Source organism: Pseudomonas sp. Pmew2 (assembly GCF_058129885.1).
This window is the reverse complement of the sequence record NZ_CM176702.1, coordinates 4,036,190-4,047,682: the sequence shown is the minus strand read 5'-3', so window position 1 is coordinate 4,047,682 and position 11,493 is coordinate 4,036,190. Positions and strand designations below refer to the sequence as shown.

Annotated in this window: 9 protein-coding genes; 6 read left to right on the top strand and 3 right to left on the bottom strand. The window is 58.7% G+C overall.

Going from position 1 to position 11,493, the window contains the following annotated elements:
• Positions 1-188: 188 nt before the first annotated feature.
• From AC4ANK_RS18495 to AC4ANK_RS18480, 4 genes are read left to right on the top strand one after another with little or no spacing between them, the layout of a single operon-like run.
• Positions 189-398 (top strand): hypothetical protein, encoded by a 210-nt coding sequence (locus AC4ANK_RS18495; protein WP_002554335.1) that lies wholly within the window; start codon positions 189-191, stop codon positions 396-398.
• Positions 399-450: 52 nt separating this feature from the next.
• Positions 451-1,212, top strand: coding sequence for an SDR family NAD(P)-dependent oxidoreductase (locus AC4ANK_RS18490; RefSeq protein ID WP_002554334.1), 762 nt, complete (start codon positions 451-453; stop codon positions 1,210-1,212).
• A complete protein-coding gene (gene vioB / locus AC4ANK_RS18485; RefSeq protein ID WP_002554333.1) occupies positions 1,209-1,850 on the top strand; it encodes a dTDP-4-amino-4,6-dideoxy-D-glucose acetyltransferase VioB in 642 nt (213 codons plus the stop codon). The genes AC4ANK_RS18490 and vioB overlap by 4 nt, the downstream gene beginning before the upstream one ends.
• 5 nt (positions 1,851-1,855) lie before the next feature.
• Positions 1,856-2,872, top strand: coding sequence for a ketoacyl-ACP synthase III (locus AC4ANK_RS18480; RefSeq protein ID WP_002554332.1), 1,017 nt, complete (start codon positions 1,856-1,858; stop codon positions 2,870-2,872).
• A gap of 62 nt (positions 2,873-2,934) precedes the next feature.
• Here the strand turns inward: AC4ANK_RS18480 and AC4ANK_RS18475 are convergent, their stop codons facing one another.
• The 3 genes from AC4ANK_RS18475 to vioA form a co-directional block, all read right to left on the bottom strand.
• Positions 2,935-6,456, bottom strand: a complete 3,522-nt coding sequence (locus tag AC4ANK_RS18475) for a glycosyltransferase (protein ID WP_002554331.1) — start codon at positions 6,454-6,456, stop codon at positions 2,935-2,937.
• Positions 6,457-6,530: 74 nt separating this feature from the next.
• Positions 6,531-7,256 (bottom strand): class I SAM-dependent methyltransferase, encoded by a 726-nt coding sequence (locus tag AC4ANK_RS18470; protein WP_002554330.1) that lies wholly within the window; start codon positions 7,254-7,256, stop codon positions 6,531-6,533.
• On the bottom strand, positions 7,256-8,374 hold the full coding sequence (gene vioA / locus AC4ANK_RS18465) for a dTDP-4-amino-4,6-dideoxy-D-glucose aminotransferase VioA (protein WP_002554329.1): 1,119 nt from the start codon (positions 8,372-8,374) through the stop codon (positions 7,256-7,258). Before vioA ends, AC4ANK_RS18470 begins: the two co-directional genes overlap by 1 nt.
• Positions 8,375-8,758: 384 nt before the next feature.
• Between vioA and AC4ANK_RS18460 the strand changes: the two genes are divergently transcribed.
• Together AC4ANK_RS18460 and AC4ANK_RS18455 are read left to right on the top strand one after the other, a co-directional pair.
• Entirely contained in the window at positions 8,759-10,000 is a 1,242-nt protein-coding gene (locus tag AC4ANK_RS18460) for a glutamine synthetase family protein (RefSeq protein ID WP_161794679.1), read from the top strand.
• Between the two features lie 54 nt (positions 10,001-10,054).
• Entirely contained in the window at positions 10,055-11,464 is a 1,410-nt protein-coding gene (locus AC4ANK_RS18455; protein WP_460384820.1) for an MFS transporter, read from the top strand.
• The last annotated feature ends 29 nt before the right edge of the window (positions 11,465-11,493 follow it).

Sequence of the window (11,493 nt, the reverse complement as noted above, 5' to 3'; positions counted from 1 at the left end):
GTCGATAAGCCTGTCATGTTTTTGACTTTCGTGTCCTCAATGCCTGCCTTTTGCCCCTGTCCAGCCCGATAACAGGGGCTTCCCCGTGTGCTCAATGGCTTGGTTCGATTATTGCTAACGTCCTGTCAGGCGCAGGCTTTGGTCGGCGCGCGTTTTAATCCAATAGCAGGCTGTCCGGGAGCATCGAGATGGAAGACAAAGTACTTAAGCTGATCGAAGAAGCGATGGAAGCAGGCGAAGGCACCTTGAGCAAAGGACAAAGTCTGGATTGGGACTCCATTGCGGTCCTGACCTTCATGTCGCTTGCGAATGAACGGCTGGATAAGAACCTGTCGGCCAACCGTCTCAACGCTTGTAAGAGTGTGGATGACGTCATCGGTCTCGTTACAGAGTCATAAGCGATCAGGGGTTTTCCAGGCGGTGCCGGTCAGCCCTGAAGAGGAACGTTGGGTGGTGAGTAATCCGTTTTCATTAAGCGGCAAATTGATCATGGTCACAGGTGCCTCTTCCGGCATCGGCAGCCAGGTTGCGATATGGCTGAGCCAGCAGGGCGCCCGGGTGGTACTGGTTGCCAGGAACACCGAACGGCTTGAAGCAACAAGGCGCCAGCTTCACGGTGAGAGTCACGGGGTCGAGCCTTTTGACTTGCTTGACGGGCACGCAGTCCCGGCCTGGATGAAAACCCTGGCCAGCACCTACGGGCCTTTCGACGGGCTGGTGCATGCTGCCGGTGTACAGATGCCGCTACCGATTCGAGCCCTGGCAATCGAGCAATGGGAAATGGTGTTTGCCACCAACGTGACCTCTGGCTTTTCGCTGATAAAGTCATTCAGGCAGAAAGGCGTCTTCGTTCAAGGGGCCAGTATTGTTCTGCTTTCATCGGTGATGGCTCAGGCCGCCCAGCCTTCCCTGATGGCCTACTGCGCCAGTAAAGGCGCAGTGGAATCGATGGTCCGCGCTGCGGCACTTGAACTGGCCAGAGACGGAATAAGGGTCAATGCCATTGCGCCGGGCATAGTGCGAACCGAAATGACCCGCAAGCTTGAAGATCTGGTCGGTATCGATTCCATGGCCGTGGTTGAGCAGAAGCACCCGCTGGGGTTTGGTGAGCCGCTGGACATAGCCTATGCGGTCAATTACCTGTTGTCTCCGGCGGCTCGCTGGGTGACCGGAACAGCGATGGTTGTGGATGGAGGATACCTGGCGCAATGAATGCCAATAGATTGCTCATCGTAGGTGCCGGCGCTTTCGGCCGTGAAGTGCATGCTTGGCTGACGGATTGGGTGGAGAACAATCCGGGATGGCTCATCGCCGGATTCATCAATGACGGCCCGGGCTCAACCGAGCGCTTCGACCATTATCCGCCTGTCGTTTCGACGGTGGACGGCTACCAGCCAAAGCCCGAAGAGTATCTGGTCTGTGCGATCGGCGACCCGAGCGGCAAGCGCCTGGTCGTGGAAAAACTCCTTGCCAGGGGCGCGCAATTTTTCACCCTCATTCACCCCTCGGTCATCATTGGCGAAAATGTTTCCATTGGCCAGGGTGCGGTGATCTGTCCTTCAACGGTGCTCACGGTCGATCTTCGCATCGGCGCATTTGTAACCCTCAATATTGGCTGTCTGGTGGGGCATGACGCAGACATCGGCGACTTCTCCACCTTGAGCGGGCATTGCGATATCACTGGCGGTGTCGTGCTGGAGGAGGGTGTTTTCATGGGGACGCATGCCAGCGTCCTGCCAAAGGTAAGGATCGGCAAACAGGCTGTGGTCGGAGCGGGTAGCGTTGCAATACGCAATGTCGCCGCTGGCACTACAGTATTCGGTGTACCTGCCACACGCATATCGGGGTAACGCTCATGGGCGCTCATGCCAGGATCGTGAACATAGAATATGAACTGCCTGCTCATTCGCTGGACAATGAAACACTGGCGCGCGAATTTCCCGAATGGGATGTCGAGAAAATCTTCTCGAAGACCGGTATTGGCGAGCGGCGCATCATCGACAAGGATGAAACTGCGTCCGACCTTGCGTACCGCGCCTGCGAGAAGTTGTTTCTCAACGGAGATATTCAGCGCAGCGAAGTAGACGCGTTGATTTACTGCACGCAAAGCCCGGATTATGTATTGCCCGCCACCGCCTGCATTCTGCAGCACCGCTTGCAGCTCCCCACCCACTGCGCCGCCTTCGATTTCAATCAGGGCTGTTCAGGCTACATTTACGGACTTGGCATCGCCAAAGGGTTGATCGAGTCAGGGCAATGCCGGAATGTGTTACTGGTGACGGCGGAAACCTACAGCCGCTACATTCATCCGCAGGACAAAAGTGTTCGTACCCTGTTCGGTGATGCCGCGGCCGTGACCCTGCTCAGCGCGACTGAGGGCGGGCCTTTCCTGGAACGTTTTCGTTATGGCAGTGACGGCTCCGGGGCGGAAAACCTGATGGTCCCGATTGGTGGTGCGCGAAGGCCCTCGGCGGAAAACCTTCAGCCTGCCGAGTATCAGGATGACGGTGGCAGCGTGCGTACCGATGCACACCTGTACATGAATGGCCCGGCGATTTTCGAGTTTTCCATGACCCGCGTACCGCAGTTGTTCGCGTCGTTGTTCGATGACGAACTGGGTGTGGCCGATGTCGATCTGTTCGTGTTTCATCAGGCCAACCACTTCATGCTGGATGCCCTGCGTCGGCGTTTGAAGTTGCCGGTCGAGAAGTTCGTTTCTGCCTTCCAGCACTGTGGCAATACGGTGTCGTGCACCATTCCCATTGCGCTGAAGGAATCCTTGAACCGCGGTACGCTGAAACCGGGCGACCGGGTTGCTGCGGTCGGGTTCGGGGTGGGCTATTCGTGGGGGGCGTGCGTCATACACTGGTAAACATCATCGCTCTGCGTCACCGCCCGGACGCAGAGCTTGTTGTTGGTTTTAATCCTTTCTGATCAGCCCTTCAGCCAGGCATCGCGCCAGGCTTGCAAGTGATCGGCCTCAAGCATCCAGTTATCAACGACAGCCTGTCTCAAGGCATCGCCCTTGCGTGCGCACTCATCCAACTGATCAATGTGTTGCTCGATGGTACTGACCCAGGCATTCGTCTCGTTTTCCACCCGAGTGACGGGCAGGTCTTCAGGCACGCTGAGCACATCACTGCAAATGACTGGAAAACCGCAGGCACCGAACTCCAGCAGGGCCACCGGGCTTTTGCTCGTATTGATCAGGTTGGATTCTGCAGGCGCCAACACCAGATCCAGGTTCAGACTGGCCAGCGTCCCGGGGAACAAAGTGCCCTCCACGGGCGAACGCAGTTCATGAATATAAGGGCGTAGCCAGCGCGTGCAGGGTCCCATGATGACCCACTCCACACGGTCTGCCAGCGCCTTGATGACTTCTGACAGAATCAGCAGGTCGCCCGTTTCTGCCGCCGTGCCTACCCAACCTACACGAGGTCTGGGGCGAGTCTGGCGCTGGCTTTGCAGATTGCGCCATGGCTCAGGCGCAAGTCGGGTTTCAATCACCTGAACGTTGGGGTGTGAGCCCTCCAGCAGCTCCACCAGCGCTGTTGTGGGGACTGTGATCAGATCTGCCCGCGCCAGCCCGTGGCGCAGGGAGGCCTGCACTGTTGCGAGTGGCACAGCGCTCTTGTCGATTTCAGCGTACGCCGGGTAGTGCGGCAGGTCGTAGGCCACCCAGGCATTGGTGTGGTCCTTGATCGCGTTGATGCTGGCAATCAGGCTTTCGTTTACTGGCCCCTGGATAACCACCGTATCCGGGCTGAGTCTGGCAATTTCCACGAATGGAAGCGGCGCATGGCTGATGATGCCGTCTGTCTCGCGCTCGGCGCTCAGGCTTTGCAGCGCGGTGCTGATGCGATTGCCGGCAGCCGCATGATTGCAGGGCAGAGCAAGGACCACCGGCAGTGGACGGTGGGTCAATGGCCGCCAGCTCAGTTGCGGGTTGCTCTGGGCAACGAAACTGTCAGTCAGCGTCAGATTCTTGTTGTATGCAGGGTCCCAGGCCATGTAGTGCAGCCAGCGGTGGTAGAGCGCGCGCGTCGCGAAGTCCAGTGCTTCAGCGTCGCTCTGTGCGTCGTCCGGGCGCAGCGCGACGATGGCGTGCGGTGTCCAGACGACCAGATGCCCGGTGCTGCGTGTCTTTAAGCACAGGTCCACGTCATTGAAGTGCAGGGGGAACAAGTGCTCGTCCAGGCCTTGCACCTCTTCATGCACGGACTTGCGAATCATCAGGCAGGAGCCGCTGACAGCGCTGTAGTTCTGATCTGTTTCCAGACGTTGCGCATCGCTCGCAGATCCTGCGATGTCGCTGGCAGTGACGGTGGCCGCGGTGCCATTGAGGCCCATGATGATGCCGGCCTGCACGACATTGCCATCCGTCGAAATGAGTTTCGCGCCGACAACACCTACTTCAGGGCGCAGTGCGTGGTTGAGCAGGTGGTTGAGCCAGTCCTGCTGAATGATCAGGGCGTGGCTGTCGAGCATCACAAGATAGTCGCCCAGCGCGTGTTCGGCTGCGGAGTTGAGCAGCGCCGACGGGCTCAGTGCCTGTTCGTGGCGAACGATGCGAATCCGCTCCGACTGCATCGAATCGATGGTCGCCAGCCATTGCGTGGTCTGTGCCGACTGGCTGTTGTTGTCGCAGATCAGAATTTCATAGTGCGGATATGTCGTGTTTTCCAGAATGCTCTCTACGCAGGGCAGCAGCGTTTCGAGCTGATCCTGCGAGGTGACGAGAATGGAGACCAGAGGCTGTTCGGCATGGCCGTAATCGATCCGGTAAAGTCCCGATTCCAGCGCATGCACCTTACTGCCTGGGTAGCCACGCACGTGCAGATGCCGTTGCACGGTGCGCGCCTGATCGTAGTTCTCCTGCGCCTGCCATAAGGGCGAGATGATCATCGGCTCGCAAGAGTGCGCAAATTCGGTATAGCCCGAACCCTCAATCATGCGCAGGATCAGGTCGAGTTCAATGGCCTGCGCGTGGACTGGGTCGAAGCCGCCCACTTCCAGAGCTTTTTCACGATTGAACAGCCAATTGCGGCTGGTTGCCGCCGGGCAGGTCAGCAGGTAATCCAGGCTGAAGTCCGGGCGAAAGGCCAGATGAGCACCTGCCTGCGCATGCAGGGTCACTTCGTCGCCGAACACTGCACAGGCTTCGGGTGTTTCGATCATTTTCATGACGGCGCACAGCAGGCCGCTCAAGGTGAACGTCGTGCCGGCGTCAACCAGGATCCACCACGCTTGGTCGTTTTCCTGCATCAACGCGTTGATGACTGTTGCGCGGTTTTCCATGCTGGCATCCCGCCAGGGCAGTTGCGCTTGCAGCGGCGTCTGCTGTTCCCGGTCGTAGTCGGCAAGGACAAACACCTTGAGCTTGTCGAGCAGAGGCGCATCGGACGCCAGGCTTTGCAGCGTGCTCAGCACGCTCTCGGGCTGCTGATTGAAGTCCGACACGACAATCGCAACCGCAGGGCCGCCGTTGTGTTGTTGCAGGTACTCTTCAAGCAACACATGCTGGGCTGGCGTAGGTCGACGCTGAGCCAGCCAGCCGGCGACACGGGTATTCCGAACAGTGGCTTCGGGCCTTCTGTCGAAGTAGGCCAGCAGGTCCATTTCCTGAATATTGTCGCGTTGTGGCAGCGGAGCAACCTTGACCTTGCCATTGAACTCGTCAGGCCTTACCCAGCCCAGCTCTGTGGGAATGCGCCTGAAGTTGGCGTGACCTTCGCGAGGCAGGGTCGGGTCTTTTCTGAATGCCTCGCTGCTCTGCTGATCCGACACCCGGAAATAGGAAAGGGGACGGGCGAGCATCGCCAGGTTGCCATGACGCAAGAGCTTTACGTACATGGCCAAATCACCCAGCCCCCAGATCAGCACCTGTTGCAGAGACATGATGTCCTGCCCGAATACCAGCAGGTCTTCGCGACGACACATGACTGCACTGGGCTCGCCGACGAAGTTGATCGGGTGACTGGCCAGAAAGGACACCAGCTCGGGACCGTTCAGAACGACGTTTTTGCCGAATGGGTAGGCCGTGTAGAGGTTGTCTGCCAGCAGAGCGCCGTTGGCGTCGATCCTCTTTCTGGTCGCTGACACGACTTTGATGTCCGGGCTGTCGTGCATGACATCGAACATCAGGCGCACGCAGTCCGGGAGAAGGATGTCATCGTCGTAGAGAAACTTGATGTACTCACCCTGCGCACGCGCTATGGCGTGTGCGATGTTGTGAGGTTCGCCCAGCGGCGTTGCATTTTTGAAATAGTGAATGGGCCAGCGGCTGTTCGGGCTGAGCTTTTCGACAATAGCCTTGATGCCATCGTCACGGCAGTCGTCGGTGATGATGATCTCGATGTCGTCGTGGTTCTGGCGCAGCGCGCTGGCAAGCGCTGCTTCGAAGAAAGCCGGTTTGTAAGCGGGGATGACAATACTGACCAGGCGTGAAGAACTCATCGCAATACCACTTTTGAAAAAGTTTTAAAAACCAACCGGGCAACGCAGTCGGCGTCCATGATCTGCAGTTGTCGTCAGCTTTTTTGGCCTATATACAAAACCGACTGCTCCGTAATGCCGTGCTGCTTGAAGACGCCTTCACCAAATGCCTGCGAGCCGAGGGCCTTCACGTCGAAACCGGCCTGCGTCAAACGGGACTGGAAGTCTTGTCTGGCGTACATCCGCACATGATCGTCCTGGCCGAAGCGCGCCCAGCGCTCATCGACGCTGGCCTCGTCCGGGTCTTCTTCGGTTTCGGTGGCGGTCAGCAGAATCGGCACCATCAGGATGGCAGAGCCGCCTTTGGCCAGTACCCGAAACAGCTCGGACATGGCCTTGCGGTCATCAGGTACGTGCTCAAGTACGTGCGAGCACACGATGAAATCGAAGGACTCGTCGGCATACATGTGCATGTCCATGATGTCGACCACGTCATCAGCCAGCGGCGAGAACAGGTCGGCCGAGCGATATCGGGCGTTGGGCAGGCTGCGCAGAAACTTCGAGAGCACCACTGCCGGTGCTATATCGAGAATGCGCAGCGGTTTGCCCGGCGGGTTGTCGAGCATGTTCATGGCAAACAACGCGTAAAGCCGGTCACGGTCCGACGCCATGCATTCGGGGCAGCTGTATTGCCCGACGTTAAGGGTCTCGAAGTCTTCGATGCAGTAGTGGACGTTCAGGCGGTGGAGGATTTCCAGATGGCTTCTACCCAGCGGATAGAAGTTCGGAAAACGACAGGAGCAGACCGGGCACGTTCGCATTAGCAGTTCTCTTTACTGGCTGTGACGATCACATCAATGATGCTGTCGAAGGCTTCATCCGTCAGGCTGTCGTAGATCGGCAGGCACAGGATCTGACTGGACAGACCGGTCGCGACACGCAGGCGATCAGGTTTTGCCGAGTCAAGGCCCCGGTACATCGGGAATGTGGAAATGAGCGGGTAAAAGTAACGGCGCGCCAGGATGTTGTGGTCGCGGAACCGCTGATAAAGGTCATCGCGAGAAATCGCGAAGTCTTCGGTGACCAGCACCGGGAAGTACGAGTAATTGTGTTTTTCGGTGCTTTTCCAGAGAATTTTCAGCCCCGGTACCGTTGCCAGCGCATCGCGATAGCGTTCATCGATACGTTGCCGTTTCAAGAGCGCTTCATCGATGTACTTCAACTGAAGCAGACCGAACGCAGCGTTGATTTCACTCATCTTGCCGTTGATTCCCGGCGCGACCACGGTCACTTCGTCAGCAAAGCCGAAGTTCTTCAGGTAATCGATACGTTGCTTGGTCTTGGCATCCGGACTGATGATGGCCCCGCCTTCGAAGGTGTTGAACACCTTGGTGGCGTGAAAGCTCAGCACCGACAGATCCCCGTGATTCAACAGGCTTTGCCCGCGATGCTGGACACCGAACGCATGGGCGGCATCGTAGATGACCTTCAGGCCATAGCGATCGGCAATCTGCTGAATGCGGTCGACGTCACACGGGATGCCGTAGCAGTGTACGGGCATGATCGCCGTGGTAGCCGGAGTGATGGCTTCTTCGATGCGCTCCGGGTCCAGGTTATAAGTACCCGGGTCTATGTCGACAAACACCGGCGTCAGGCTGTTCCAGAGCAGCGAATGGGCGGTTGCCACGAACGAGTAGGGCGTGGTGATGACTTCGCCCTTGATGCGCAGCGCCTGAATGGCAGTCATCAGCGCCAGCGTGCCATTGGAAAACAGCGAGAGATGCTGCACGCCCAGGTACTCGGCCAGCTCCTTTTCAAGCTGCTGGTGAAACGGACCGCCATTGGTGAGCTGGCGGCTTTCCCATATGTGTTCGAGGTAGGGAATGAACTCCTCCAGAGGCGGTAACAGAGGACGAGTTACTGGAATCGGTGCGCTCATGGAGGGTTCTCTGCTCGTGTTTTATCCGATTGCTGTTCGAAAGGGCATCTGCTTCAAGGGCTTCCGGCAAAGGCGTTGCCATTGACATAAAAATGACAGTCGAACTGTTGTGACCGGGGTACACAGCAAGAACCCGGCCAAGACCGCTTTCGTCGGATCAGGTCGAGGCCGGGTTGTAATCCTTCTCACTAAGTCGTTTCAGTGCTTGATATCCCGAACGCCCGCTGCGTATTTTGTACGGGTTGCCGCCAAGCGGCCTGGCCCATGACAAAGGATTGAACCATGACACGCAATGACCCCCATCCGCTGGCACAGCTGCTGATGGGCATTGATGAAGTGGAGTGTGTGACCCCGGACCTGAACGGCGTGCCTCGCGGCAAGGTGATGACCGCTGCCGGTTTTCTGGAGGGCAGGCGATTGCAGCTTGCGCGGGGGGTGTTGCTGCAATGCATCATGGGCGGGTACCCGCCGTCACGGTTTTACGGTAGCGATGATGGCGACCTCGCGCTGCTCAGCGATCCGCAGCAGGTCCATCGTCTACCCTGGAGCGAGCAACCGCGCGCCCTGGCGATTTGCGATGCCGAGGAGTTGAGCGGCGAGCGTTGCATGCTCTCGACGCGCAGCCAGCTAAAGGCCGTCATCGCCCGCTACGCCGCACGGGGGTTGGCACCGGTTGTGGCCACCGAACTGGAGTTCTTTATCTTTGCGCCCAACCCCGAGCCGCTGTATCCGTTCGTGCCGCCGACAGGGCTTGACGGACGACGCGAGCAGGGGCATTCAGCGTTCAGTGTCAGCTCGAACAATGGCTTGCGGCCTTTTTTCGCCGAGGTATACGCCTGCATGGCGGCGTTGGGTCTGCCGCGTGACACGGTGATGCACGAGATGGGCGTCAGCCAGTTCGAGATCAACCTGCTGCATGGCGACCCGCTGCTGCTCGCCGACCAGACCTTTCTGTTCAAGCACCTGCTCAAGGAGGTCGCGCTCAAGCACGGGCTTATTGTGGTCTGCATGGCCAAGCCGCTCGCTCACACGGCGGGCAGTTCGATGCATCTTCATCAGAGCGTTGTAGCAACAGACTCCGGGGTAAACGTCTTCAGTGGTGCAGATGGCCAACCGACTGACACGTTTCGTCACTTTATTGCGGGTCAGCAAGCCTGCATGGCTGATTTCACAGCGCTGTTCGCGCCCAATGTGAATTCCTATCAGCGCCTGTGCCAACCCTATGCTTCGCCCAATAACGCCTGCTGGTCCTACGACAATCGCGCAGCCGGCCTGCGCATCCCGTCGAGTGCAGCAGCGGCTCGAAGGGTGGAGAACCGTTTGCCAGGCGCCGACGCCAATCCTTATCTGGCCATTGCCGCAAGCCTGGCAGCCGGGCTGCATGGCATCGAGCAAAAGCTGGAACCCACCCCGCCCATGCAAGGCGCGATTGAGGTGCCGGAAGAATTGTCATTGCCGTGTACCCTGCACGCCGCTCTGGAGCGTCTGAAAAGCAGTCAGTTGGCCAAGGAACTGTTTGGTCATGAATTCATCGAAGGCTACATCGCGTCGAAGACCCTGGAACTGACCAGTTTTTTTGACGAGATAACCCCCTGGGAACGGCGCGTTCTGGCTGCTCAGGTTTAAGAATCGCAGTGTTGGGCTCGCCCGGTCGGGCGACTCCCTATTTTTGGAAAGTTGATGCGCCAAATCTGGAAGTCCTTTCGAGCGCTTTATTTTGCCTCGTTGATGATGTTGATCGGCTCAGGTCTGCTGAGCACTTATCTGGCCCTGCGCCTGGCGGCCGATCAGGTCGACAGCCTGTGGGTCGGTGCACTGATGGCCGCCAACTATTTCGGTCTGGTCCTGGGGGGCAAGATCGGTCACCGTCTGATCGGTCGTGTCGGTCATATTCGGGCCTATGCCACCTGCTCCGGTATCGTTGGTGCTGCGGTGCTCGGGCATGGCCTGATCAGCTGGCTGCCCGCCTGGCTGGTGCTGCGGGTGATTGTCGGCCTGGGCATGATGTGCCAATACATGGTCATCGAGAGCTGGCTGAACGAGCAGGCCGCCGCCAAACAGCGCGGCATGGTGTTCAGCGGTTACATGATTGCGTCCTATCTGGGCCTGGTGCTGGGGCAACTGGTACTGGTGGTCCACCCGCAACTGGGCCCTGAGCTGCTGATGCTGGTGGCGTTGTGCTTCGCGCTGTGTCTTGTGCCGGTCGCCATGACCCGGGCGATTCACCCCGCACCGTTGCACCCGGCACCGCTGGAGCCGCTCTTCTTCATGAAGCGTGTGCCGCAGTCGCTGACGGCGGTGTTGGGTGCCGGGCTAATCATCGGTTCGTTCTACGGTCTGGCACCGGTTTACGCCGCCGAACAGGGGCTGTCCACCGAGCAGGTCGGTCTGTTCATGGGCTGCTGCATTCTGGCCGGGTTCCTGGTGCAGTGGCCATTGGGTCTGCTTTCCGACCGCTATGACCGATCCGTACTGATGCGCATCTTTGCCGCTGCACTGGTGGTGGCGTCATTGCCGCTGGCGGTGTTTCCGAGTGTGCCGGTCGAAGTCCTGTTCGGCGTCGGCTTTCTCGCCTCGCTGATGCAGTTCTGCCTCTATCCACTGGCGGTGGCGTTTGCCAATGACCACGTCGAGGCCGAGCGCCGGGTGTCGCTGACGGCCATGTTGCTGATGACCTATGGCATCGGCGCGAGTATCGGCCCGTTGGCTGCCGGCGTGGTCATGAAGCTGTTTGGCGGCCACATGCTGTATGCGTTCGTCTGTGGTGCCGGGGTGATTCTGGTGATGCTGATCAGACCCAAGGCCGTTACCCATTTGCATCAGGTCGAAAACGCACCGCTGCATCACGTCGCCATGCCGGACAGCATGTCCAGTTCGCCCCTGGTGGTTGCACTCGACCCGCGTGTCGATGAGCAGGTGGTTCAGGAGCAGATGCAGACCACCGTCGAGCCGGAGTCCGAACCTGAGTCTGAAGTGGTGGCCGACGCCGACGCAGAAACCGAGGCACAGGCCGAGCCGGTCGCGGGCACGGAAACAGCCGAAGCTGAAGAGCACGAACGCGAGCGTGAAAGCGAGACCTGGAAGGCTTGAGTGTAGCGGGGGCAGAGCAGGGGATTACG